Raw genomic sequence first — 23813 nt, 5'->3', positions numbered from 1 at the left:
GGCTGTAGCGTGGCCTGAGCGGGTGGAGCAAGCGCGACTAAACGCTGTATGAACGGCTCGTTCGCCGACGGTTCAGGCCGACTCGGCTAGGCGATGAACAAGCTTGGGGCTCTAACGTTGTAAGCCTGTGGCCCAAGCGCCATTGCATTTGGGAGTTGAAAGATGAACCTCATGAAGAAAGCCGGTCTGGCGGTGGCGCTGGGAGCAACCGCGCTCGCCTCGGCGGCGCCCGCAAGCGCGCAATATCGTGGCTGGCATGGCGGCTATCGCCACTATGACAATGGCGGCGCGGTCGTTGCGGCCGGTATTGCCGGGTTGGCGATTGGTGCCGTCATCGCCTCCGACCATGATCGCTATCGCGACCGCTATTATTACGACCATGGCTATCCGGCCGATTACGACGTGATCTATTATCGCGATCACGGCTATTATCCGCGCGATGGCTATTATGCGTATCGCTATCGCCCGCGCTACGAGCATTGCTGGGTCGAGCATCGCTGGGACCGTTATTGGGATCGCCCGGTCGATATCGAGGTCTGCCGCTAAGCGCTGACACAACAAGCAAGCAGGTGAGGGCGGTGCGCAGGGTGCGTGCCGCCCTTTCCACCTGTGGCGCACCGATGGGCTGGAATTTCGCGCGCGCTTGCGCCACTAGCGCCGGATGAGTGACACTCCGCCCGACCGGCTGTCGGTCAATCCGCGCAGCCCCCATTTCGACGCCGAGGCGCTGCAGCGCGGCATCGGCATCCGCTTCAAGGGCGTCCAGCGCCGCGACGTCGAGGAATATTCGCTGTCCGAAGGCTGGATCCGCGTCCAACTCGGCAAGAAGGTTGATCGGCATGGCCAGCCGCTGACGATCAAGCTGAGCGGCCCGGTCGAGGCGTGGTTTGAGGATGGCGGGGCCGAGGACGCGGCGGATTAAAACCTAAATCCTCCCCCTTCGGGGGAGGGGGACCAGCGAAGCTGGTGGAGGGGGCGAACCCGGCAAACAGATATCGCGCACCCACCCCCTCCGTCAGGCTGCGCCTGCCAAGTTCAGGGTAAACCGTGCCCCGCGCGGTTTAGGATCGTCCGGGCGACGATCCGACCCTGAACTCCCCGATGGGGGAGAATTACTAGCCGCCAAGCACCGCCCGCGCCGCATCACCCAGCGCTTTCATCGCCAGCCGATACGGCCCCGGTCCGTGGCTGATCCGCGCAATACCCGTCGCGGCGACCTGCGCGGCCGATGGCGCACCCGGAAAGGCCATGAAATTGACCGGCAGCGGTGAGGCGCGGCACACGCGCTCCAGCAGCGCCAGATCGACCAGCCCCGGCACGAAGAGACCGCTCGCGCCCGCATCGGCATAGGCATGCGCGCGGTCGATCGCGGCGTCGGCCATCGCCTTGTCATGCGTGTCCGCCGGGGCCTGCAGGAACAAGTCGGTGCGCGCGTTGATGAAGAAGAACGGCCCCGCGCTCGCCCGCATCGCCGCGATGCGCGCTGTCTGCACATCGATCGGGTGAAGCGCCCTCGTCGCCGCGCCGATCACTTGATCCTCGAAATTGCATCCCACCGCGCCGGTTGCCGCGAGCGCGGCGGCATTGGCGCCGAGTGCGCCGGGATCGACGGCATAGCCGCCCTCGAAATCGATCGTCACCGGCAGATCGACCGCCGCTACGATCCGCGCCGCGTTGGCGATGGCGAGATCGAGCGGCAGCGACTCGGCGTCGGTCAGCCCATGCGCGGCGGCGACCGACCAGCTTCCCGTCGCGATCGCGGTTGCGCCGGCATCCGCTACCACGCGTGCGCTGCCGGCATCCCAAGCGTTGAACAGGATGACCGGCGATCCCGGCTTGTGAAGCGCGGCAAATGCCGCAGCCTTGGCGATAATCATTCCCCCTCCGTCAGGCCCCGTTAGTGCACGAACCGCGCCACCACATCGCGATACGACCGGCTCACTTTCACCTGCGCGCCCGAGTCGAGCACCAGGAAGCATTCGCCATTGGTGTGCGGCTTCACTTCGCGGACCAGGTCGAGATTGACGATCGCCGAGCGGTGGACGCGCTGGAAGCGGCGCGGATCGAGCCGCTTTTCCAGATCCTTCATCGTTTCGCGCAGAATCAGCGTCTTGGCGGGCGTCTTGATGACCATATAGTCGCCTGCCGCCTCGATCTGTTCGATCGTGTCGACATCGACGCGGAAAATCTGGCCTTGATCCTTGATGTTGATCAGCTTTTCGAAGCGGTTGGCGGCGGGCGCTTCCGGCGCGGCGTCGCCGAATGTCTCCGCGGCATCGGGCGCGACTTCGGCCAGCACTTCCTTCAGCTTCTCGACTTCCTCGGCGCTGCGTTTTTCAGCGAGGCGCTGGCGGACGCGGTCGAGGGTATCGGCGAGCTGCGCTTCGTCGACCGGCTTCATCAGGTAATTGACTGCCTGCGTTTCGAACGCCCGCAACGCAAAATCAGAATAAGCAGTTACGAACACGAACAACGGCGGCTCGACTTCCATCAGCCCCTGCACCACCGAGAACCCGTCAAAGCCCGGCATCTGGATGTCGAGAAAGACGAGATCGGGCTTGTGCGTCTTGATGCTGCGGATCGCCTCGCGGCCGTTGCTGCAGGTGTCGATCACCTCGACATCGTCATGCGGTTCGAGCCGGAGCTGCAAACCTTGAGTCGCGAGCGGTTCATCGTCGACCAGGATGGTGCGGATGGTCATGCGGCCTCTCTTGTTGGTTCGTTCAACTGGTACGGTATTTCGATCTCCACCCTGAAACCGCCCCCGGGGTTCGATCGCGTTTCAAATCGATGCTCGGCGCCATAAGCCTGGGCCAACCTGTCCCTGATATTGGTCAGCCCGACGCCGGTTGAAAGCCCTGATCGTTTCGCCGTTTCAATCAAGCCCGGGCCCGTATCGGATACGTCGATCTGCACCTTGTCGCCGTTGAGCCGAGCGGCGACGGTGATTTCGGCGCCATCCTCGCGCGGGGTGACGGCATATTTGATCGCGTTTTCGACCAGCGGTTGCAACAGCAGCGACGGCAGCCGCGCCTTGGCGACGCGCGGATCGATGTCGAAGATCGGCCGCAGCCGGTCCTCAAAGCGCATCTTCTCGATTTCCATATAGAGCTTCAGCGTCTCGACTTCCTGCGCGATGGTGACCTGAGCGGTCGGTTCATTGGCGAGCGTGTAACGCAGGAAGGACGATAAACGGCTCAACATCGCATTAGCGCGCTCGGTTTGTTTCAACAGGACCAAAGTCGAGATCGAATTGAGCGTGTTGAACAGGAAATGCGGGTTGAGCTGGTAGCGCAGCATCGCGAGCTGTGCCGATGAGGCCTGGATCTCGAGCGCCTGCATCTGGTCGATCTGCTGCTCGATGATCAGATAGAAATTGATGCCGAAATAGAGCGCCGACCAGCCGGCCAGCACGGTGAAGTTGAGGAACACCGTGCCGAGCACCAGCGTCAGCGTGAGGCCGGAACTCTGATTGACCAGCGAGAAGGCGAACGCATCGAGAAAGGCGTAAAGCACGGTCGCGACGGCAAGCGTTACGATGGTGAGCAGCACCAAAGCGATGCGGGAGAGCTTGCGATAGGTGCTGTAGAGCGCTGACAACAGCAGGGTGATGCAATAACCGATGATCGATTCGATCACGATCGTCGCAACGCCGCCCAGCGACACGCCATTGGCGAGCGACGAGGCCGAGCGCAGCACCAGATAGCCCGACCAGCCCGCCGCCTGGAGCAGCCAGAAGGCGCGGTTCTTCTGCTCGAAGAACGGGCGGCTGAACAAGCCGTCGGCGGGCGTCGCCATCGTCAGCTTTGCTCGGGTGCTGGGGCTGAGTGCATCGGGTCGATCTTATACTGGCTGACAAGCGGGCGGGAAGGGGCCTATGCTGTGCAGGCTTGATAAGGCGGTCGCTGGGCGACCGAGAAGGGAAGGAGTGCCATGACCGACACCATCGATATCGCGCATGACCGCGCCAAGTTCACCGCGATGACCGAGGGCACGCAGGAAGACTGGGCGACGATCAGCACCCATTTTCGCGACTTTTCCAAGGGATTGCCCGCGCGCGTGATCGAGCATCTGAAGCTGCTCGACGGCGATTATGGCGGCTTCCCGGTCGACCGGCTCGAACATTCGCTGCAGACTGCGACGCGCGCACACCGCGATGGGCGGGACGAGGATTATGTGGTGACCGCGTTGCTCCATGACATTGGCGACACGCTCGGCAGCTTCAACCACCCCGAAATTGCCGCGGCGATGCTGCGGCCGTTCGTCTCCGAGCAGCTCCACTGGATCGCTAATAATCACGGCGTGTTCCAGGGCTATTATTATCTCCACTATCTCGGCATGGATCGCGACTTGCGCGAGCAATATCGCGGCCACCCGCATTTCGAAGCGTGCGCGGAATTCTGCGAGAAATATGATCAGTCGGCGTTCGATCCGAATTACGACAGCGCGCCGCTCGATTTCTTCGTGCCGATGGTCGAGCGCGTGATGGCGCGGCCGATCAACAGTATCTACGCGCCGATCGCAAAGTAAGCGGCGGGGCGGCGACGCGCTGCCTCATCTGCCACTGTAATCGCCACGCACAAAAAAACCGCCGCTCCATCGCTGGAGCGGCGGCATTTTTTGCTTGGGGCGATGCTTAGAAAGTGAAGCGCGCGCCCAAACGGATGAAGTAGGTCGAGGCGTTGAAGTTGTACGCCAGGTTGGTGTTCGGATCGCGATACGCCGAGTAGCGATACTGAGCGCAAGTCTGCGACGACGTGGTGTTGACCACGCCGGCAGCAGGCGCAGTGCCCGTGGGCGTCGCGACGCTCAAGCACTGTACCGTAACCAGCGCCGCACCGCTGATCTGCCGCACACCGCCCCAATTGCTGTTGAGCAGGTTGGGCAGGTTGTTGATGTCCGCAAACACGCTGACCTTCGAGTGGCCCACGAACAGCGGCAATTCCTGCTCGAGGTGAAGGTCGATGCGCGTGACATGCGGGTTGCGCGCAATATTCTTGGGCGCAATCCGACCGCGGAAGTTCTTGAGGTTCGTGCTGCCGATCAAGTTCTCGACCGCCGTCTGCGTTGCCGCGCTGTCATAGCTCACGATCGGGTCCGACGTGCTCGACGGCACGTAGAACAAGTTCGACGGTGCGTTGCTGGTCAAGACAGTACCGAACACCGTTGAACGAGCGCCAGTATTGTCGAGCAGATAGTAGCTGTACGGATTGCCCGCGCGGGTTTCGCCGAACAGCTGGATCTTGGTGTGGGCATCGCGGAAGAACGCGTGATCATAGCCAATGCTGTACTTGAACTGCCACTTGGTCTGGTTGTCGGAAACGCCCAGTGCCGGGAAGTTCGGGTCGGCAAAGACCTGGAACCGATAGTTCGAGTTCGGCGTCGAGGCGCTGGCGTTGCCATAGTCGCGAACATCCTGCCAGACATACGCGCCGCCAAACGAAATACCGTTGTCAAACTGCTTGTCGAAGCGAATATCCCAGATGTGGCTGTGGCCACCCTTGCTGTTGTAGGTCACCACGTCCCAGCCGGTGTCAGCGAACGAAATCGCACCGGTGTAACGCCGACGACCATCGGGCAGGAAGCCGATCGGCACCGAGCGCACGTCGGTGAAGCTGACGTCGTTGCGGTTCTGGGTGAACAGATAATCGGCACCGAGGTGGACACCACGGACCTTCCATTCAGCCGACAGCGTTCCCTTGAATGAGGTCGGCAGCTTGAAGTTCGGGATCAGCTCGGCAGTGTTGGTGCCGGTCGCTGCCGAACCGCCCTGAGCATAGGCGGTCAGGAGCGGATTTACATTGGCGCCGACGCCGTTGAGCGCTGCGGCGCAAACCGGAGCCGTGATCGTGCCGCCGCCCGAAACCGTGCAGCCCGCCGGCACCGCTGCCCGCGTGATGGTCAGCGAATTGGTGGTGACGGTGTTCGAGAAGCTGTTCGACAGGTAAATGTCGGGGTTGCCACCCGCCAGGATACCCGCGCCGCCATGGAAGCGCAGCGTTGGTGTTGCCTTCCACTCGAAGCTGAAGCGCGGCTCGAGCGTTTCCAGGCCCTTATAGGTCTGGGTGTTGGTGTAGCCGTTGCGGCTCACGAAATACGGGTTGAGCACTGGCTTGGCGGCTTGGGCATAGCCATTCCAGCGCACGCCATAGGTCAGCGTCAGGCCAGGGATCGGGCGCCAATCGTCCTGAATGCCGAACGAATATTCGGTGTAGCGGAAATTGGCCGCCGCGCCGTTGGCGCCGCCAACGATCACCGCCGCATATTGCACCTGGTTGGCGTTACCGTTCTGGAAGTCCTGGATCGAGTCAAAATAATAGCTGCCCAGGCTGTTCGGAACGAAGTTGTTGAAAGTGCGGTTCTGGCTGACTTCCGCCAACACCTCCAGGTTATGGTTGTTCAGGCTCAAGCGGCCGACGAACGACCCGCCATAAGTGTCGGTGAACAGCGTGTTGGTCTGGCGGAAATTGTCCGGGCCGAAGTAGATACGCGGAACGCCGGTGGTGCAGCCGGTGAGGCTGCCGACCGATACTGGGTCCTGGCAAACCTGGAACTGCGAATTGCCGCGGCCGCCGAGCGGCTCCTGGCCGCGCTGATAGCTCTTATAGATGAAGCGGACCTCGGTCGACAGGCTGCTCGACCAGGTCGAGTTCAACTGCGCGATACCGGCGTGCAGCAATTCGCTGAGCGTATAGGCATTCGAGCTGAGGCCATAAGACGGCGTCGTGCCCGAGGTCGACGTGTTGTTCGGGCTGACCAGCGAGTCGAACGCGTTGATGTAGGTGATCGACAGGCGCTGACCGCTGGCGATGTTCCAGTCGACCCGCGTCGTGAATTTCTCGTCGACGCGCGGGTTGATGCGCAGAACGTTACCATAAGCGGCACCGGTGATGCCGTAGGGCGCGCTAGCGGCGATGGTGCCGGTGTTGGTGATCTGAGCGGTCGTCAGGCCGGGGATGCTCTCCGGCTGTGTGCCGAAAGCGCGCGGGTCCGAGTTCTTTTCATACGAGAACATCAGGAACAGCTTATCGCGCAAGATCGGGCCGGCGATCGTCGCGCCATAGGTTTCCGACTTGAACTTCGGCAGAACCAGCGTGAGGTTGCCGATCTGGCTGCCCGACAGACCATCGGTGTTCTGCGAATAGAAGCCGGTCAGAAACAGCTTGTTGGTACCCGAGCGCACCGTCGCGTCGATCACGCCGCCCTGATAATTGGTCTGGCGGATATCGAAATTCGCTGCCGAGGTCGAAACCTGGTCCAGTGCGTCGAACGGCACGGGGCCGCGGTTGGTCGGGTTCGAGTCCTGGTTGAGGCCGAACGTGTCGCCGACCGTCACACCGTTGATGGTGAAGCGGTTGAAGCGCGGGTTGACGCCGGCGAAACGGATTGCGCCGCCGCGATCGGTCGAGTTGCCGATGTCGAACGTGGCGAAAGGATCGCGACGCTCGATGTCACGGATGTCGCGGTTGACCGAGGCGACCTTGGCGATGTCCGCCGCGGTCAGCGTGGTCTGCACGCCCTTGGAGATCGTGCCCGCGCCCTTGATCGACGAAGCGGTGACGACGATTTCCTTGGTATCGGCGGTCGCGCCGGCTGCCAGTTCGATGGGGAGATCATAGGTCTGCTGGACGACCGTGTAGATGTCGGTCACTTCCTTGTTGCCGTTGGGGCTCGACACCTGAACAGTGTAGGGACCGCCAACGCGCAGGCCGGGGAAGTTGAAGTTGCCCGAAGCGTCGGTCGTAACAGTCTGGCGCGTGCCTGACGAAACGTCGATCGCAGTGACCTGCGCGCCACCAACGGGTGCGCCGTTGTTGGTCACAGCACCATGAATGACCGACGTCGTTTCCTGAGCGCTGGCCGCTGCAGGCACCATAAGCGCAGCCGCTGCCACGCCGACAAAAAGCATGTTCCGCATGATTTTCCCCTTGAGACGAGTCGCGACCTAAACCGGCCTCGACGCCCGCAAGGGAGCCCTTGCCCCGCTAATATTTCGAATCGATGACAGTGAGGGGCGTTAACGGTTAATGAATGCACCGCGCCATGGTGCGTTGCAAAAAGGCATCACCGCCAAAAGTCTAGCTCGCCTCGGCGATCGCGCGCCAGGCCGCCTCGTCGATCACTTCGATGCCGAGCTCAGCGGCCTTATTGAGCTTCGATCCCGCGCCCGGCCCTGCCACCACAAGATCGGTTTTCGCCGAGACCGAACCCGACACCTTGGCGCCCAGCGCTTCTGCTTGCGCCTTGGCTTCGTCGCGGCTCATCGTTTCGAGCGTGCCAGTGAAGACGACCGTCTTGCCGCTGACCGCCGAGGCGCGGACGTTGCTCACATAAGGTTCGGGCCGGACTTCGCTCAGCAAGTCCGCCCAGGCGTCGCGATTATGCGTTTCCGCGAAGAAAGCGACCAGCGCGTGCGCGACGACCGGGCCGATGCCCTCGACCGCAGTCAGGTCGGCAAGCGCGGCGGCATCGTCATGCGCGCGGGTGGCGACGTCCGCCACTGCCTCCACCGTGCCGAACGCCTTGACCAGATCGCGCGCCGTCACCGCGCCGACATGGCGAATGCCGAGCCCGAACAGAAACCGCGCCGGATCGGGCGTGCGCCGCGCCTCGATGCTGGCGAGCAGATTATCGACCGATTTCTCCTTCCACCCCTCGCGCGTCAGCAGCTCGGGCTTGTGGGCGTGGAGGCGGAAGATGTCGGCGGGGCCATGCACCCAGCCCAGGCCGAAAAACTCCTGGATCGTCTTTTCGCCCAGTCCGTCGATATCCATCGCGCCCCGCGAGACGAAATGCTTCAGTCGCTCGACGCGCTGCGCCGGGCAGATGAGGCCGCCGGTGCAGCGGATATCGACTTCGCCCTCCTCGGCGACCGCGTCCGACTGGCATTCGGGGCAGAGCGCGGGGAAGGGCCATGTGCCGCGGTCCTCGTCGCGCGAGAGGTTTTCGACGATTTGCGGGATCACGTCGCCAGCGCGCTGTAGCACCACGCGGTCGCCGGGCCAGACGTTCAACCGCGCAATCTCGTCGGCATTGTGCAGCGTCGCGTTGGTGACGACGACGCCGCCGACGGTAACCGGCTCGAGGCGTGCGACAGGGGTCAGCTTGCCGGTGCGGCCGACCTGAATGTCGATGGCGCGCAGCGTCGTCTGGGCGCGCTGGGCGGGGAATTTATGCGCCAGCCCCCACCGCGGCGCACGACCGACAAAGCCGAGCCGCGCCTGCCAGTCGAGCCGATCGACCTTGTAGACGACGCCATCGATATCGAACGGCAGATCGGCGCGCTCGGCTTCGATCGCCTTGTAGGTGGCGAGCGCTGCCTCGATCGGCGCGGCGGGTCGGAACGCCTCGGCGACGGGGAAACCCCAGCGGCGAATCGCCGCGATCACCGCACTTTGCGTGTCGCCGGGCAGCGCGCTCGTCTCGCCCCAGCCCCAGGCGAAAAAGCGCAGCGGCCGGCTGGCGGTGACGGCGGCGTCCTTCTGGCGCAGCGATCCAGCGGCGGCGTTGCGCGGATTGGCGAATTGGCGCGCGTCCTTGCCGGTGCCTTCGGCCTCGGCGACGAGCCGGGCATTAAGCTCGGCGAACGCGGCCTTCTCCATGTAAATCTCGCCGCGCACCTCGAACACGTCCGGCGCATCGGCAGGCAGCGTCGCGGGGATGTCGGCGATCGTGCGAACATTGGCGGTCACATCCTCGCCCACCTGGCCATCGCCCCGGGTCAGCGCGCGGACCAAGCGGCGCTGCTCATAGCGGATCGAGCAGGATAGCCCGTCGATCTTGGGTTCGGCGGTGAGCAGCACCGGCTCGTCTTCCGCGAGATTCAAGAAGCGCCGCACCCGGCCGACGAAATCACCGACTTCCTCGTCGCTGAACGCATTGTCCAGGCTGAACATCGGTCGCGCATGCGCCACCTTGGCGAGGTGCGCCGCCGGCGCCGCACCCACCCGCAATGACGGCGAATCGGCGCGCACCAGATGCGGAAACGCCGCCTCAATCGCGGCATTCTTGGCGATCAGCGCGTCATAGTCGGCATCCGAAATCTCCGGTGCGTCGTCAGTGTGATAGCGCGCATTGTGATAGGCGATGAGGCCGGCGAGCCGCTCAAGCTCGGCAGCGGCTTCGGTGTCGGTGGCGGGGAAAGCAGGCATGACCACTGGCTACCGAGCGCGCGGAGGTGGATCAAGCAAGGCGTTGAAGAGCGCTTGGGGAGGGGGGCTACGGGGGTGGCTAAGGGACGCTCGCTTTCGCCGTCGCCCCGTGCTCGACACGGGGCCTGGCTTTCCTTGTTCCGCCGCCGCAGCGACAGTCGGCCAATGGCAAGGCTGGCCAAGAAATGGCGGGGCGCTTGGACGTTCGCACTGATCGAGGCAGAAAATCCCGATTAGGAGGGCCTTTGGGAGCGGTTCGGCGCGGCACCGGCAGCAGAAAAGCCTAGCCCCGTGTCAAAGCACGGGGCGACGAATGGGAAAACTACGCTGCGTGGCGTAAGCCGACTAAGCCGTTGCAGGGTTAAACTGCAGCCTCGATCATTGTGATGGGCATGAGCGGCCCCACCCCATTCCGCCGCTGTCCTACACCCCCGACCTATGTCACCCTCTCCCGATGGCGCGCGTCTTGCCTGGTTCGATCAGCTATCAGCACTGTCGTCACTGCCTGGGGAGGGCAACACTGGGGGGACGTAGTGTCAACTTTGTCAACTTCGGGGCGGCGGTTTGCGGGCGACTCGATGGCGGGGAAGAGGTGACCGGCAATCGGGCAGGGCCGGGCGCGCAGGTCGGCCACTTGTCGCCACCCCCATGGTCATTGGGAACATTCGGGAACATTCGCGTCCGTGCTAGGGATCATCGGCAGGCCCCGGCCTCCCGCCATTCCCCCTTATGCCACCTCCAGCAACCGCTCCGCCTGCGCGCGCGCCTCATCCGTTACCGTTGCGCCCGACAGCATTCGCGCGATTTCCTCGCGGCGTTCGGCGGCATCCAATGCGCGGACGCCGGTGCGGGTGACCGTGCCATCGCTCGATTTGGCGATGAAGAAATGGTGGCCGCCCCGCGCCGCGACTTGCGGGCTGTGGGTAACGACGAGGAGTTGCGTCGTCTCGGCGAGCCGCGCCAGCCGCTCGCCAATCGCGCTCGCCACCGCGCCACCGACGCCACGATCGATCTCATCGAAGATCATGGTCGCCGCGCCGCCTTGCTCGGCGAGTGCGACTTTGAGCGCCAGGATGAAGCGCGAAAGCTCGCCGCCCGACGCGATTTTGATGAGCGGCGCGAACGGTGCGCCGGGGTTGGTCGAGATTTCGAACTCGACGCGATCCTTGCCCGTCGCCGACCATTGCGTCTCGGTGAGGGGCGCGAGCGCGGTGCGGAAGCGGGCGGCGTCAAGCTTGAGCGGGGCGAGTTCGGCCTTCACGGCGGCATCCAGCCGCGCCGCCGCCTTGGTGCGCGTCGCCGTCAGCTTGTCTGCTGCCGTATGGTAGCGCGACGCTGCCGCCTGCGCTGCCGCTTCGAGGGCGGCGATGCCGTCCTCACCCGAAGCCAGCTGCGCCAACCGCGCGGCCAGCGTTTCGGCGAGCGCCGGCAGATCGTCGGGCTGCACCCGATGCTTGCGCGCCACCGCGCGCAGCTCGAACAGCCGCGCTTCGTCCGCCTCGAGCCGCGCCGGATCGAACGCCAACACTTCCGCCGCCTCGTCGAGCTTGTCCTGCGCGGCGCTGCCTTCGATGATCGCGCGATCGAGCGCGGCGAGCGCTTCGGCGAGCGTTGGATGATCGCCGCTCAGCCGGTCGAGGATGCGCGCCGCCTGGCGCAGCCGCGAGAGCCCGCCTTCGGAGCCGTCAAGCAGATCGGCGGCTGCCTGCAAGTCGCCGGCAATTTTCTCGCCGCGCTGCATCGTCGCGCGGCGGTCGGCAAGCTCCTCTTCTTCGCCCGGCTCGGGCGCGAGCGTCTGCAATTCGGCGACGGCATGCTCCAGCCATTCGCGGTCGGCGGCCGCGGTCGCCAGCGTCGCGTGCGCCTCGGTCAGCCGCGCGTCCGCTTCGCGCCATGCCTGCCATGCAGTTGCTGTCGAAGTCGTGTCGATGGCGCCGAATGCATCGAGCAACGCGCGGTGCCCGGCCGGCGCGAGCAGGCCGCGGTCGTCATGCTGGCCGTGGATTTCGACCAGCGTCGCGCCCAGCTCGCGCAGCAGCGCCGCCGAAACCGGCTGGTCGTTGATGAAGGCGCGGCTGCCGCCATCGGCCTTCAGCGTGCGACGGATGATGAGCGGCTCGCCCGGCTCGGTCTCGATGCCGCTATCGCCGAGCAGCGCCGCGATCGCCGCGCTATCTGGTGGATCGAAGCTCGCCGTCACGCTCGCCTGGGCCGCGCCGTGGCGCACCAGCCCGCTGTCGCCGCGCGCGCCGAGCGCGAGGCCCAGCGCATCGAGCAGGATCGATTTGCCCGCCCCCGTCTCTCCGGTCAGCACGCCGAGCCCGGCATGGAAATCGAGGTCGAGCGCCTCGATCAGCACGACATCGCGGATCGACAGGCGCGTCAGCATCGCAGGCGACTCACCGCGCCGGCCTCGCCCGCGCCCTCAGGCACCCGGCTTGGCGGCGGGCGCCTTCTCCTCGACGAGCTTGTAGGCGTGCGCATACCAGTCGGTGCCGGGATAATTGGCGCCCAGTATCGCTGCCGATTTGCGCGCCTCATCCGGCACGCCGAGCGCGATATAGGCTTCGGTCAGCCGCATCAGCGCTTCGGGCACGTGCGACGTGGTCTGATATTCCTCGGTCACTTTGCGGAAGCGCAGCGAGGCCGCGAGCCATTCCTTGCGGTGCTCGTAAAAGCGGCCGATTTCCATTTCCTTGCCCGCCAGGTGATCGCGCACCAGATCGGTCTTCAGCCGCGCGTCGGCAGCGTAGCGCGAATTGGGGTAGCGGCGGGTCAGCTCGCCGAGCGCGTCGAGCGCCTGCTTGGTAATCTTCTGGTCGCGCGTCACGTCGGAGATCTGCTCGTAATAGCCAAGCGCGATCAGATAATAGGCATAAGGCGCGTCGCGGTTGCCGGGATGGACCGACAGGAAGCGCTGGGCGCTGTCGATCGATTTCTGGTAATCCGCGTCGAGATAATAAGCGAAAGCGCCCATCAGCTGCGCACGCCGCGCCCACACCGAATAGGGGTGCTGGCGCTCGACCTCGTCGAACAGCGCGGCGGCGAGCTTGTAATCATGCTGGTCGAGCTTCTGCTTCGCCGCCGTGTAGAGCGTGCCGACGTCGCGCGCGACATAAGGCAAGTCACCCTTGCCGCGCTTGTGCGCGCAACCGGCGACGGAAAAAGCACTGACCGCCATCAGGGCGATCACAATCGAACGAGTGAGGGTAGAGCGCATCAAAGGCCCTTTAGCGTAGGTCCGCGCATGCGAACAATCGTTTTCGGATGCGGGCTGGCGCACCTCCTCAAAACGCGGGCTTGCGATGGACCTCGACAGGTGGTCAGCGCGTTTCTAGGGGCTATTAATAACCGGCCAGGGACCCGACGATGACGGCGATACTCCTCGAAACCAAACGTGTCGCCAAGCCATGGGGGCGGCGCCAATTGTGGCCGGGCTTTGCCGATCCGGCGCCTGCCGAGGAGCCGGTGGGCGAAATCTGGTTCGCCGCGCCTGATGGCGCCGATGCGCCGCTGCTCGTCAAATATCTGTTCACCAGCGAGCGGCTGTCGGTTCAGGTCCACCCCGATGACGCCGCCGCGCGAGCCGCCGGCTATCCACGCGGCAAGGACGAGGCATGGGTGGTGCTGGCCGCCGAGCCCGACTCGACGATCGCGCTCGGCACGCTCAGGCCGCTGACGCAGGACGAGCTGCGCGCCGCCGCGCTCGACGGCTCGATCGAGCAACTGCTTGATTGGAAGCCGGTCAAGGCTGGCGATGTCATCTACTCGCCAGCGGGCACGGTGCATGCAATTGGCGCAGGGATTACGCTGGTCGAAGTGCAGCAGAATGTCGATCTGACCTATCGGCTTTACGATTACGGTCGGCCGCGCGAGCTGCATCTGGAGGCGGCCGTTGCGGTGGCGGACGCGCGGCTGTTCGAAGTGCCGCCGGTGCCGGGCGAAATCGCTCCGGGCCGGGTGTTGCTCGCTGAAGGGCCGAAATTCGTGCTCGAGCGCTGGAGCGGCGGGGCGCGGGAGCTTGCAATTACGGCCAATACGCCCGCATGGCTCGTGCCGCTCGCCAGCGAAGGCAGCTTCGATGGCCTCGCCTGGCGCGCGGGAGAGTGCGTCGAGGTGCACGGGCCGGGCTGGGTCGAGGCGAGCGGGGACGCCGATCTGCTGGTGGCGTATCCAGGGGATAGGCGGGTCTAAAACGCCCCTCCCGTAAATGGTCAGTCGTCAAGGGGTCGCCGTCACCCCGGCCTCGTGCCGGGGTCCACCGCGCTGTGTGCGGCCGGCTTGAAATTCTGGCGTTTCATTGGCGACGCGGTGGATGCCGGAACAAGTCCGGCATGACGTCTAGCGAGCAAGCCGATTTCCCATCCTTAACCATCTTCGCTTAAACCCCGGAGCGCCATGCTGCGCGTCCTCACTCTCGCCACGCTGTTTCCCGATGCGTCGCGCCCCAATTTCGGCGTATTTGTCGAGCGGCAGTCGCTGGGGCTGGCGGCGCATCCGGGGGTCGAGCTGCGCGTGGTTGCGCCCATAGGCGTGCCGCCTTGGCCGTTGTCGCTGCACCCGCGCTATGCCGGGCTCCGAGCATTGCCAAAGCAAGAGACATGGAAAGGCGTTCCCGTCGAGCGCCCGCGCTTCCCGGTGCTGCCCGGCACTGGCGGCCGCTGGAGCGCGCGGCTGCTCGCGCGCGCGCTTGCGCCGCTGCTGGCAGAGATGCGCCGCGACTTTCCCTTTGACGTGATCGACGCAGAATTCTTCTTCCCCGATGGGCCCGCGGCAGTCGCGTTGGGCCAGCGCTTCGGGGTGCCGGTATCGATCAAGGCGCGCGGGGCCGATATCCACCATTGGGGGCAGGGGCCGACCGCGCGGCATGTCATTACAGCGGGCCAAGCGGCGGAGGGCCTGCTCAGCGTGTCCGATGCGCTGAAGGCGGATATGGTCGCGATTGGCCTTCCGGCGGAGCGGATCCGCGTTCACCGCACCGGCGTCGACCTCGATCGCTTCGCGCCGGTCGATCGCGCGGCGGCCAAGGCAGGGCTGGGCATCGACGGCCCGCTCGTTGTCTCGGTCGGCGCGCTGATTCCGCGCAAGGGGCACGATGTCGTCATCGATGCGGTCGCCGCGCTGCCCGGCGTGTCGCTGCTGATCGCCGGCGAGGGGCCCGAGCGGCCCGATCTCGTCCGCCGTATCGCGCGCTTTGGCGCCGGCGATCGAATTCGCCTGCTCGACGCGGTGCCGCACGCCGAGCTGCCAGCGCTGATCGGCGCCGCCGACGTCATGGCGCTGGCATCCTCGTCCGAAGGCCTCGCCAACGCCTGGGTTGAGGCGCTGGCGTGCGGCACGCCGGTCGTCATCACCGGCGCCGGCGGGGCGCGTGAAGTGGTGACCGACCCCGCTTATGGCCGCATTGCCGGGCGATCAGCGCCGGAGTTCGCGGCGGCGATCGGCGATCTGCTGGCTCACCCGCCTGCGCCAGCTACTGTCCGCAAAGGCGCTGAGCCGTTCACCTGGGTCGCGAACACGGCGGGCCTGTTCGAGCATCTGTCGGGATTGGCCGGGCGCTAAGCAATCCTCCCCCACTTGGGAGTTCAGGGTCGGATCGTCCCCCCGGACGATCCTAAACCGTGCGGGGCACGGTTTACCCTGAACTTGTCAGGCGCAGCCTGACGGAGGGGAATTGGCTCCCTACCAGTCGCCTCGCCATCCCCCTCCGACGCCTTCGGCGCCACCTCCCCCAAATGGGGGAGGATTTCAGTTGGCGCGCCGCTCAGCCGGGAATCAGCGCCCGTTCGCGCGCAGCCACGCCTTGGCCTCGCTGTTCGACAGCTCGACCAGATTGCCCATCTCGACCGGCATATCGATCAGGTGCAGGCCCCATTCCTTCAGGATCACGCCGTTCACCTCGACGTCGCCGCCGATCGTGTCGGTGCGCGGATCGGCCGGGTCGGCGTTGACCGTCACCGCCAGATAGCTGAAGCGGCCTTGCTTCACGCATTCGGCGCTGATTAGCCCCGGCGCCTTGACGAACGGCGTGGTGACCGGCGCGCCATCTTTGGTCCAAGGTGCCTGGGCGCTGCTGGCGAGGCCGGCGCCGTGCGTGCCGAGATAATTGTCGGTCAGCGCTTTGCCACCGCCGAGCGCCGCCGGGTTCACACAAGCCGCGACCATGCCGGGCTGCGCCACCACGCCGAAGCGGCTGGTCTCGGGCGGCGGTGCATCGCGGCGGAAGGTGACGTAGCTCACCAGGCAGCCGGTCTGGTCGGCCTTGCGGCACAGCGGAACGGCTTTGAAATCGCCGCCGACATCCTTGCCCGCCGGCACCGCGACATTGGTGCCCATCAGCATCGCCGAGATCAGCAGCTTCTGCGCCGGCTTGCCGTCGATTTCCTCGGCGATCAGCTGCTTTAAGATGCCTGAGCCCTGGCTGTGGCCGATCAGCACGACGCCGCGGCCGTGATTGTCGGCCGCCAGATAATGCTGCCATGCGCGCTTGACGTCGTCATAGGCGATGGTGCGATCGGCATTGACCGGCTTGCCGGCGAGCAGGTCGCGCAGCGCGGTCAGAGTCACCTGGCGATAGAGCGGCGCGAACACCCGACAATGCTTGGTAAAGCGTGCCGCCTGGAACGCTGCGACTTGCTTCTCTGCCCCGGTCAGCCGGCCGCTCGCATTGGGCGTCGGCTCGATCGAGACGGTGGGATAGACGTAGAAACAGTCGAACTTGGCGGAAGGATCGGCGGCGAAGGCCTCGATCGAGCGGCTGCCATCGGCCTTGATGACCGTCGCGCTTTGATCGGCAGTGCACGAATCGGCGCGGCCGGGCCGGCACAGCCAGGTATCGGGGTTTGCATAATCCGGGGCAGGTGCGGGCGCGCCTTGCGCAACGAGCGGCGTAGGCGCTGCGATGGCCAGCAGCGCGATCAGCAATGGTCGGATCATGGCTCTCTCCCCTGTTACCCTGGCGGACGACTCCGCTCTCCCCCCTCTATAGCGGATAAAACGCGCCCGCGATCCAGCGTCCTTCGCCGCGCAGCACGCCCCAGGCGCGCGCGGCGGCGCGGCTGTCCATCGCCTCGATGCCGATGTCGCGCGCGGCGAGGGCTGCGATCAGCGCTGCCGGCGGTCGCACCAATGCAGCGCCAGTGCCGAGCAGCAGGAATTCGGGCGCCGGATCGAGCGCGAGCAACGGCGCCAGCGCAGCCTCGTCAAGCGCCTCGATTGCCGGCGGTTCCCAGCCATCGGCGCGCTCGGGCGTCAGCAGCAGCGCGCGGTAAATGCCGTCATCGACGCGGAAGCCGCCTTGCGCAAAGCCCCGGATCAGCGGACCCGTTGCCGCGTCCTCGCGGGTCAGGCGCACCGCGCGCTGCCCTCAATCGCGCGGGCCCACGCGTTCGGCATTGGCGATGCCGTTCGGCCGCTCCGCCTTGGGTTCGGCGCGCAGGCCGAGCGTGATGAGCAGCGACGACGACACATAGATCGACGAATAGGTGCCGACGATCACGCCCAGCGTCATCGCCCAGGTAAAGCCGCGCAGCACTTGCCCGCCGAAGATCAGTAGCGCGACCAGCGCGAGGATGATCGTCAGCGAGGTCATCACCGTGCGCGGCAGCGTTTCGTTGACGCTCAAGTTGATGATCTCGCGCATCTCCATCTTGCGATATCGCCGCATATTCTCGCGGATGCGGTCGTCGATCACGATCTTGTCGTTGATCGAATAGCCGATGATGGTCAGCACCGCAGCGACGATGTTGAGGTCGAATTCAAGGCCGGTGATCGCGAAGAAGCCGAGCGTCATCAGCACGTCGTGGACGATGGCGACGACGGTCGAGACCCCGAACTGCCATTCGAAGCGGAAGATCGCGAACAGGCCGATGCCGAGCACCGCGAGCATCACGGCGGCGGCGCCCTTCCAGATCAGCTCGTTCGAGACCTTACCCGACACCGCATCCTGCTTGGAGAATTTGGCGGTCGGAAATTCGGCGTTGATCGCGGCTTGCACCTTCTTCACCACCGCGTCGGTCGCGCCCTTGTCCTCGCTCTTGGGCGGGGGCAGGCGGATGGAGACGGTGTTGGGATCGCCGAATTGCTGCAGCCGCGCCTCGCCGACGCCGAGCCGGTCGATCACGCCGCGCAATTTATCGAGCGGCGGCGGGCTGGTGAATTTCTCCTCGATCATCAGGCCGCCGACGAAATCGACGCCGAGGTTGAGGCGATAGACGAACACGCATGCCAGTGCCGCGATGGTGAGCAGCGAGGTCAGCCCGAACGCCCAATAGCGCAGCCGGACGAAATCGATATTGGTGTTGTCGGGGACGAGCTTCAGCAGGCGCATGGATCAATCTCTTCCAACGTCATTCCCGCGCAGGCGGGAATCCATTGTCGCTGGCTGTGGGGCAAAGGGGCAGGCGTTGCCAGCATGGATCCCCGCCTTCGCGGGGATGACGGTCGTTGGGACAGGCAAGCACATCATATATGCAAATCCGTCGGCCGCGCGCGCCTGATCCACAGGGCGACGAGCATGCGGGTAAAGGTCACGGCGGTGAACACGCTGGTCGCAATGCCGATCAGCAGCACCACCGCAAAACCCTTCACCGGGCCAGAGCCCAGCATCAGCATGATCAGCGCAGCGATGCCGTGCGTCACATTGGCCTCGAAAATGGTCCGGCTGGCTTCTTTATAGCCCAGTTCGACCGACTGGATCACGTTGCGCCCGCGCCGCCGCTCCTCACGGATGCGTTCGTTGATCAACACGTTCGCGTCGACCGCGGTGCCGATCGTCAGCACGAAACCGGCGATGCCGGGCAATGTCAGCGTGCCGTTGATCAGTGCGAGCACGCCTAGGATCACCACGACGTTGATGAGCACCGCGAGGTTCGCATAGACGCCGAAGCGGCCGTAAGTGACCAGCATGAACACCACCACGGCGACCACTGCGATCACCGAGGCGAGGATGCCGGCATGGATCGAGTCGGCGCCCAGGTCCGGCCCGACAGTGCGCTCCTCGACCACTTTCAAATTGACCGGCAACTTGCCTGAGCGCAGCGCGATGGCGAGCTCGTTGGCGGACTGCGCGGTGAAATTGCCTTCGATATAGCCGCTGCCGCCCAGGATCGGCGTGTTGATCACCGGCGCGGAAATCACCATGTTGTCGACGATGATGGCGAAGCGCTTGCCGGTATTTTCCTCGGTGATCTTGGCAAAGCGCTTGCCGCCCTCCGCGTCGAAGGTGAAGTCGACGATCGGCTTGTTGCTCTGCGGCTCGAACTTCTGCGAGGCGTCGATCAGCTGCTCACCGGCAACGATCACCGGGCGCTTGAGCGCGATGATGCCGCCGCCTTCCTGATACGGCAGAATCTGGTCGCCGATGGGGGCAATGCCCTTGGCGAGATCGGCGGGATTGGCATTGTCGTCGACCAGCTTGAATTCAAGCTTCGCGGTCTTGCCGAGCAAGTCCTTCAACCCCTGCGGGTCCTGCAGGCCCGGCACCTGCACGACGATGCGGTCGCTGCCCTGGCGGATGATCGTCGGTTCCTTGGTGCCGAGCGCGTCGATGCGACGTCGGACGACTTCGGTCGCGTCGCCCATGGCGCGCTCGATTGCCTGGGTGATGCCAGCGCTGGTCGGCGTCAGCACGAAGCGTTGCCCATCGACCACCTGAATGTCCCAGTCGCGCTGACCAGTCAGCCCAGCGCCCTGGGTCAGGGGCAGCAGCCGCTCGCGCGCCGCATCGACTTTGCTGCTGTCACGCAGCAGGAAAGAGAGGCGGCCATTGGCGGTCGAAATCTCGCCAATGTCGATCGCCGGATTGCCGCGCCGCATCTCGGTCGCCACTTCATCGCGCTTGGTCTCAAGCCGCGAATTGACGAGATCGTTGGTGTCAGCCTCGAGCAGCAGATAGCTGCCGCCGGCAAGATCGAGCCCCCAGCTGATCCGTGGCATCTTCGCAAGCACGCTGGATGAGGAGACGATTGAATCGGGCAGTACGCTCGGTACCGCCAGCAGCATCAGCGCCGCCAGAAAACTGACGATCGACAGGACTTTCCAGCGCGGGAAATCGAGCATGGCGGTCAGTCGTTCGCCGGCTTGCCGCCGAGCGGGGTGATCCCCGCCAGCGTCGATTTGACGACGCGGACTTTAACGCCGCTTGCGATTTCCACCTCGACCACGGCATCCTCGACCCGGGTGACCTTGCCGATCACGCCGCCCGCTGTCGTCACTTCATCGCCCTTCTTCACCGCCGCGATCGCGCCCTGCTGCTCCTTCATCCGCTTCTGTTGCGGGCGGATCAGCAGGAAATAAAAGGCGACGATCAGCAAAATGAACGGCGCGAACTGCACCAGCGCGGCGGTGCCGCCGTCAACGGGCGCGGCGGGCGCGGTCGTCTGGGCGTGGGCGGTTGAGATCAACATGGCGTTCCGATTATGGCGTGCAGGGGGTTGCGCGGGATTGCTCCTACCGTCCCCATCAAGCGGCGCGCGCTATCACCAAGCCGGGGCGCGCGCAACCGCGACGGATGAGCCGCCATTCCCAACCCGCTTGCATCCAGCCGCCGAGAGGCATAGAGGGCGCGGCTCGGTCGGGACGTAGCGCAGCCTGGTAGCGCATCACACTGGGGGTGTGGGGGTCGCAGGTTCGAATCCTGTCGTCCCGACCAATTTCAAAAAAGCGAAAACCCGTCGTTTGACCGCCTCGCTCGAAGGGGTGTCTTTCTCGCCGAACTAGGGCCGACATTTGGCGGGCGTTGTTCGGACGGCATTGAATAACGCATTAGGCATGCGGTCCCGCTCCCGCTTATTTGCAGTCATATGAATTGACAGGTTGATCCATGGCGTGTCACTGGGATTGATGCCTGAATCAAGGTCCAGAAGTCGCCGCTCACCGTGGACGCCAACGTATCTGTTCACAGTTTTCGTGCAGGCTGTTGTGGCGTTGAAGCCCGCTATAGCAGCTTTTTCGGTAGGGGCGCTTGTTTCGGAAACCGCAGTTAACATACTCGCGACTTATTATTTGTATAAGATACAACTTCATATTTGGAGTGATAAAAAAGGCGATATAATTGCGATCGTTGGCGCAGTTTTCATCGCACTTGTATTGATGGCGCGTGTCAAGGAATTTAGGGTCGGTTCTATTAGTGCAGTGCTGAGCAAAATCGACAACGACAAGGCCGAATGACAGATGGCTACGCCGAATCAAAGTGCGATAGCTAATAATCCTGAATCAAGCGCATATCTCGGTGGCACATTTTTATGTATTACGGCAGCGTATTGCCTGTTTATTATAGTTGCGGATAGTCGCAGGCACGGCAAAATAGCTATATCCCAGGGTTTAACTAGCAGTATTCTGGACGGCATAACTTTGGCTACGGGTATGATAATAATTTCGTCTATTTTTTATCCTAAGTTATTCCTCGTCATGGCAACGAACTTTGTCTATGCGACCGTTACTGGACTATGCTGTATTGTCGTCCCGATAATTAGCATAGCGAAACGGTACGACCGTTTGGTCGCTTAGGCGCAAAATAGAGCCCCTGGCTCGCATGGACAGCAAACCTAGGGTTCAATCTACATCGCCATGCAAGAGTAACTTGAGAAGTAACAAATAACGTAACAATTGACTTTAACGACCGAGTACCTGTCCTACAACCAACCAAATAGGATAAATCCATCGGCCTGGAGGTACAGGCTATGGATATCACTCCCCTCATCAACGCCGTCATCGACCGCGAGGGCGGTTATGCCAACAATCCGGCGGATAGCGGCGGCCCGACCAATTTCGGGATTACGCAAGGCGTCGCGCGGCAGCAGGGCTATGCGGGCGACATGCGCGCTGCCGCGCGACGAGGCGGTCACCATCTACACCCGGCTCTACTGGCTGAAGCCCGGCTATGATGCGGTGGCGGCGCGCTACCCGGCGCTCGCCGCGCGGCTGTTCGATGCCGGCGTCAACATGGGCCCTGTTACCGCGACGGGCTTTCTCCAGCGCGCCTTGAACGCGCTCAATCGCGGCGCGCGCGATTATCCCGATGTTCCTGCCGATGGCGCGATCGGCCCCGCGACGCTCGCCGCGCTCGATGGCTATCGCGCGGTGCGTGGGCCAGCGGGGGAGGATGTGCTCGTCAAGGCGGTCGAGGCGCTGCGCGGCGCGCGCTATGTCGAGCTTGCCGAGGCGCACCCGGCCGACGAGACTTTCCTCTACGGCTGGCTCGCCAATCGCGTGGCGTGAAAGTGCGGCCGCTCGGCGCGCGCGCGGTCACGATTGTTCGTTCTCACTGCGAACATTCGGAACATTCGCGGCACGGCCCGCGCCGGCCGGCGACCAAATCTGACGAATAGACGGTGATTTTTGGCCCCGGCGCCGTCCCCTGGCGCCCGAATGAAAGGACCCCATTGCCATGCCTTTGCTGGACGGTCTCATCAGCCCGATTGCGAGCATTATCGACAAGATCATCCCCGATCCGCGCGCGCGCGACGAAGCCAAGCTGAAATTGCTCGAGCTGCAGGGCTCGCAGGACATGGAAGCGGCGAAAACGCAAATGTCGGCGATCATCGCCGAGGCGCAATCGACCGATCCGTGGACCAGCCGCGCGCGGCCGAGCTTCCTCTACGTCATGTATGTGCTGCTGCTCTGGTCGATCCCGATGGGATTGATCGCGGCGGTCGAGCCGCACATGGCGAAAGATATCGCGGCGGGGATGACGGCCTATCTGAATGGCCTGCCCGAGCCGCTCTACGCGCTCTTCGGCACCGGTTATCTCGGCTACACCGTCGCGCGGCAATGGGGCAAGGCGAACGGCACGGATAAGTGAGGGCGCGGCCGACCAACTGAACCCGTCACCCCGGCCTCGAGCCGGGGTCCCGCTTCTCTTGACGGTGGATTGTAGCGGGACCCCGGCTCAAGGCCGGGGTGACGATAGCAGCATCTCAGCCGTCAAATCCTGATAGTTACCCCACCACCGTCCCCGGCGCGGCGAACAGATTGCCGACGCTGTTCGCCACGCTCGCGCCCACCAGCGTCAGCGCCAGCCCGAGCATGACGACAGCCGCCACATAGAGCAGCGCTTTGTCCGACCGCGCGCGCATCAGCCGCGGCAGGCCGAGATAAGCGAGATAAAGGCTGTACAGCCCGACATAGGCGAGGAAGCCGATAAACGGCAGCAGCGCGAGCAGCCCCGCCAGCCACACCGGCACCATCGAGAAGACCGCGACTTTCATCGCCTGATCACCGTCCTTCTCGCCGCCGAAGCTCGGCGCCAGCGCATCGATCGCGAGTGCGATCAGCCACACGCTGATGAGCGCCATCGCATAAGCCGACAGCGCCGTCGCGACCGCCATCTCGGTCGAGGGCTGATAGTGGAAGCCGAGCAGATCGATGCCGAACAGGATCGATTTGACGCAGCGCGCCGCCGGGCCAATCGCGGCGAGCGGCACGGCCCAGGTGAGGAACAGGCGCAGCGCACTCATCGGCTCGGCGTCGATCGCGCCCCATTCGCGCTCGGGCGACAGCAGCAGGCGCCGCAGCCGCGCCGCCATGCCGGTGGATTGGCCATCGGGGAAATGCGTTGCCATCTTCACGGTCCCTGCGTCGATCTTATTTTATTGGCCGTCCGTTTAGCGCGGTCGGGCGCGCGCCGATAGGATCAAGCCGACATCGCCCGTCCCAATTGCG

Annotated in this window: 20 protein-coding genes, 1 tRNA gene and 1 pseudogene; 9 read left to right on the top strand and 13 right to left on the bottom strand. The window is 64.3% G+C overall.

Features of this window, described 5'->3' with window-relative positions; genetic code table 11:
* Positions 1-162 precede the first annotated feature (162 nt).
* Both ACLB0R_RS03565 and ACLB0R_RS03560 read left to right on the top strand, forming a co-directional pair.
* Positions 163-546: a hypothetical protein gene (locus ACLB0R_RS03565; protein ID WP_434953696.1), complete on the top strand. Its 384-nt coding sequence runs from the start codon at positions 163-165 to the stop codon at positions 544-546.
* 115 nt (positions 547-661) lie between these two features.
* Positions 662-922: a DUF3297 family protein gene (locus tag ACLB0R_RS03560; protein WP_416641974.1), complete on the top strand. Its 261-nt coding sequence runs from the start codon at positions 662-664 to the stop codon at positions 920-922.
* A gap of 193 nt (positions 923-1115) precedes the next feature.
* On the opposite strand, the gene ACLB0R_RS03555 is transcribed toward ACLB0R_RS03560, so the two are convergent.
* The 3 genes from ACLB0R_RS03555 to ACLB0R_RS03545 are packed head-to-tail and all read right to left on the bottom strand — an operon-like array spanning position 1116 to position 3798.
* Complete coding sequence (locus ACLB0R_RS03555) at positions 1116-1877, bottom strand: isocitrate lyase/PEP mutase family protein (protein ID WP_416641973.1); 762 nt, start codon at positions 1875-1877, stop codon at positions 1116-1118.
* Positions 1878-1897: 20 nt separating this feature from the next.
* A complete protein-coding gene (locus ACLB0R_RS03550) occupies positions 1898-2701 on the bottom strand; it encodes a LytR/AlgR family response regulator transcription factor (protein ID WP_416641972.1) in 804 nt (267 codons plus the stop codon).
* On the bottom strand, positions 2698-3798 hold the full coding sequence (locus tag ACLB0R_RS03545) for a sensor histidine kinase (RefSeq protein WP_416641971.1): 1101 nt from the start codon (positions 3796-3798) through the stop codon (positions 2698-2700). Before ACLB0R_RS03545 ends, ACLB0R_RS03550 begins: the two co-directional genes overlap by 4 nt.
* A gap of 135 nt (positions 3799-3933) precedes the next feature.
* Here ACLB0R_RS03545 and ACLB0R_RS03540 point away from each other — a divergent pair, with 135 nt between their 5' ends.
* Positions 3934-4530, top strand: coding sequence for an HD domain-containing protein (locus tag ACLB0R_RS03540; protein ID WP_416641970.1), 597 nt, complete (start codon positions 3934-3936; stop codon positions 4528-4530).
* A gap of 106 nt (positions 4531-4636) precedes the next feature.
* Here the strand turns inward: ACLB0R_RS03540 and ACLB0R_RS03535 are convergent, their stop codons facing one another.
* From ACLB0R_RS03535 to ACLB0R_RS03520, 4 genes are all read right to left on the bottom strand, one after another.
* Positions 4637-7918 (bottom strand): TonB-dependent receptor, encoded by a 3282-nt coding sequence (locus ACLB0R_RS03535; protein ID WP_416641969.1) that lies wholly within the window; start codon positions 7916-7918, stop codon positions 4637-4639.
* Between the two features lie 160 nt (positions 7919-8078).
* Entirely contained in the window at positions 8079-10151 is a 2073-nt protein-coding gene (gene ligA / locus ACLB0R_RS03530) for an NAD-dependent DNA ligase LigA (RefSeq protein WP_416641968.1), read from the bottom strand.
* 727 nt (positions 10152-10878) lie between these two features.
* Positions 10879-12540: a DNA repair protein RecN gene (gene recN / locus ACLB0R_RS03525; RefSeq protein ID WP_416641967.1), complete on the bottom strand. Its 1662-nt coding sequence runs from the start codon at positions 12538-12540 to the stop codon at positions 10879-10881.
* Positions 12541-12576: 36 nt separating this feature from the next.
* Positions 12577-13371 carry an outer membrane protein assembly factor BamD gene (locus ACLB0R_RS03520; protein ID WP_416641966.1) on the bottom strand — a complete coding sequence of 265 codons (795 nt, stop codon included), beginning with the start codon at positions 13369-13371 and terminating at the stop codon, positions 12577-12579.
* A gap of 149 nt (positions 13372-13520) precedes the next feature.
* Here ACLB0R_RS03520 and ACLB0R_RS03515 point away from each other — a divergent pair, with 149 nt between their 5' ends.
* Together ACLB0R_RS03515 and ACLB0R_RS03510 are read left to right on the top strand one after the other, a co-directional pair.
* On the top strand, positions 13521-14345 hold the full coding sequence (locus ACLB0R_RS03515) for a class I mannose-6-phosphate isomerase (RefSeq protein WP_416641965.1): 825 nt from the start codon (positions 13521-13523) through the stop codon (positions 14343-14345).
* A gap of 204 nt (positions 14346-14549) precedes the next feature.
* Complete coding sequence (locus ACLB0R_RS03510; RefSeq protein WP_416641964.1) at positions 14550-15713, top strand: glycosyltransferase; 1164 nt, start codon at positions 14550-14552, stop codon at positions 15711-15713.
* A gap of 213 nt (positions 15714-15926) precedes the next feature.
* On the opposite strand, the gene ACLB0R_RS03505 is transcribed toward ACLB0R_RS03510, so the two are convergent.
* The 5 genes from ACLB0R_RS03505 to yajC form a co-directional block, all read right to left on the bottom strand.
* Complete coding sequence (locus tag ACLB0R_RS03505) at positions 15927-17087, bottom strand: DUF3089 domain-containing protein (protein ID WP_416641963.1); 1161 nt, start codon at positions 17085-17087, stop codon at positions 15927-15929.
* A gap of 46 nt (positions 17088-17133) precedes the next feature.
* Complete coding sequence (locus ACLB0R_RS03500) at positions 17134-17505, bottom strand: MTH938/NDUFAF3 family protein (protein WP_416641962.1); 372 nt, start codon at positions 17503-17505, stop codon at positions 17134-17136.
* 12 nt (positions 17506-17517) lie between these two features.
* On the bottom strand, positions 17518-18480 hold the full coding sequence (secF, locus tag ACLB0R_RS03495) for a protein translocase subunit SecF (RefSeq protein ID WP_416641961.1): 963 nt from the start codon (positions 18478-18480) through the stop codon (positions 17518-17520).
* 134 nt (positions 18481-18614) lie between these two features.
* A complete protein-coding gene (gene secD, locus ACLB0R_RS03490) occupies positions 18615-20210 on the bottom strand; it encodes a protein translocase subunit SecD (protein WP_416641960.1) in 1596 nt (531 codons plus the stop codon).
* Between the two features lie 5 nt (positions 20211-20215).
* On the bottom strand, positions 20216-20557 hold the full coding sequence (yajC, locus tag ACLB0R_RS03485; RefSeq protein ID WP_416641959.1) for a preprotein translocase subunit YajC: 342 nt from the start codon (positions 20555-20557) through the stop codon (positions 20216-20218).
* Positions 20558-20725: 168 nt separating this feature from the next.
* Here yajC and ACLB0R_RS03480 point away from each other — a divergent pair.
* The 4 genes and pseudogenes from ACLB0R_RS03480 (at position 20726) to ACLB0R_RS03465 (ending at position 22953) form a co-directional block, all read left to right on the top strand.
* Positions 20726-20802, top strand: a tRNA-Pro gene (locus ACLB0R_RS03480).
* Between the two features lie 257 nt (positions 20803-21059).
* The gene (locus ACLB0R_RS03475; protein WP_434953695.1) at positions 21060-21320 is read left to right on the top strand and encodes a hypothetical protein; all 261 of its coding nucleotides are present in this window, start codon (positions 21060-21062) and stop codon (positions 21318-21320) included.
* 512 nt (positions 21321-21832) lie between these two features.
* Positions 21833-22370 (top strand): annotated as a pseudogene (locus ACLB0R_RS03470) (glycoside hydrolase family 108 protein).
* 169 nt (positions 22371-22539) lie between these two features.
* Positions 22540-22953 carry a holin family protein gene (locus tag ACLB0R_RS03465; protein WP_416641957.1) on the top strand — a complete coding sequence of 138 codons (414 nt, stop codon included), beginning with the start codon at positions 22540-22542 and terminating at the stop codon, positions 22951-22953.
* A 136-nt stretch (positions 22954-23089) separates the two neighbouring features.
* Here the strand turns inward: ACLB0R_RS03465 and ACLB0R_RS03460 are convergent, their stop codons facing one another.
* Positions 23090-23713: a Yip1 family protein gene (locus ACLB0R_RS03460; RefSeq protein WP_416641956.1), complete on the bottom strand. Its 624-nt coding sequence runs from the start codon at positions 23711-23713 to the stop codon at positions 23090-23092.
* Between the last annotated feature and the right edge of the window lie 100 nt (positions 23714-23813).

It is taken from the genome of Sphingomonas sp. GlSt437 (assembly GCF_048015635.2).
GTDB lineage: Bacteria > Pseudomonadota > Alphaproteobacteria > Sphingomonadales > Sphingomonadaceae > Sphingomonas.
Note: the sequence above shows the minus strand (reverse complement) of the source record. Positions and strands in the feature narration are given on the sequence as shown.

Coding starts and splice junctions, on each gene's coding strand:
- ACLB0R_RS03505 (WP_416641963.1), bottom strand. CDS start 17,087: ATGATCCGACCATTGCTGATCGCGCTGCTGGCCATCGCAGCGCCTACG.
- ACLB0R_RS03540 (WP_416641970.1), top strand. CDS start 3,934: ATGACCGACACCATCGATATCGCGCATGACCGCGCCAAGTTCACCGCG.
- ACLB0R_RS03560 (WP_416641974.1), top strand. CDS start 662: ATGAGTGACACTCCGCCCGACCGGCTGTCGGTCAATCCGCGCAGCCCC.
- ACLB0R_RS03535 (WP_416641969.1), bottom strand. CDS start 7,918: ATGCGGAACATGCTTTTTGTCGGCGTGGCAGCGGCTGCGCTTATGGTG.
- secF (WP_416641961.1), bottom strand. CDS start 18,480: ATGCGCCTGCTGAAGCTCGTCCCCGACAACACCAATATCGATTTCGTC.
- ACLB0R_RS03515 (WP_416641965.1), top strand. CDS start 13,521: ATGACGGCGATACTCCTCGAAACCAAACGTGTCGCCAAGCCATGGGGG.
- ACLB0R_RS03565 (WP_434953696.1), top strand. CDS start 163: ATGAACCTCATGAAGAAAGCCGGTCTGGCGGTGGCGCTGGGAGCAACC.
- ACLB0R_RS03510 (WP_416641964.1), top strand. CDS start 14,550: ATGCTGCGCGTCCTCACTCTCGCCACGCTGTTTCCCGATGCGTCGCGC.
- ACLB0R_RS03545 (WP_416641971.1), bottom strand. CDS start 3,798: ATGGCGACGCCCGCCGACGGCTTGTTCAGCCGCCCGTTCTTCGAGCAG.
- ligA (WP_416641968.1), bottom strand. CDS start 10,151: ATGCCTGCTTTCCCCGCCACCGACACCGAAGCCGCTGCCGAGCTTGAG.
- ACLB0R_RS03550 (WP_416641972.1), bottom strand. CDS start 2,701: ATGACCATCCGCACCATCCTGGTCGACGATGAACCGCTCGCGACTCAA.
- secD (WP_416641960.1), bottom strand. CDS start 20,210: ATGCTCGATTTCCCGCGCTGGAAAGTCCTGTCGATCGTCAGTTTTCTG.
- yajC (WP_416641959.1), bottom strand. CDS start 20,557: ATGTTGATCTCAACCGCCCACGCCCAGACGACCGCGCCCGCCGCGCCC.
- ACLB0R_RS03460 (WP_416641956.1), bottom strand. CDS start 23,713: ATGGCAACGCATTTCCCCGATGGCCAATCCACCGGCATGGCGGCGCGG.
- ACLB0R_RS03555 (WP_416641973.1), bottom strand. CDS start 1,877: ATGATTATCGCCAAGGCTGCGGCATTTGCCGCGCTTCACAAGCCGGGA.
- ACLB0R_RS03520 (WP_416641966.1), bottom strand. CDS start 13,371: ATGCGCTCTACCCTCACTCGTTCGATTGTGATCGCCCTGATGGCGGTC.
- ACLB0R_RS03465 (WP_416641957.1), top strand. CDS start 22,540: ATGCCTTTGCTGGACGGTCTCATCAGCCCGATTGCGAGCATTATCGAC.
- recN (WP_416641967.1), bottom strand. CDS start 12,540: ATGCTGACGCGCCTGTCGATCCGCGATGTCGTGCTGATCGAGGCGCTC.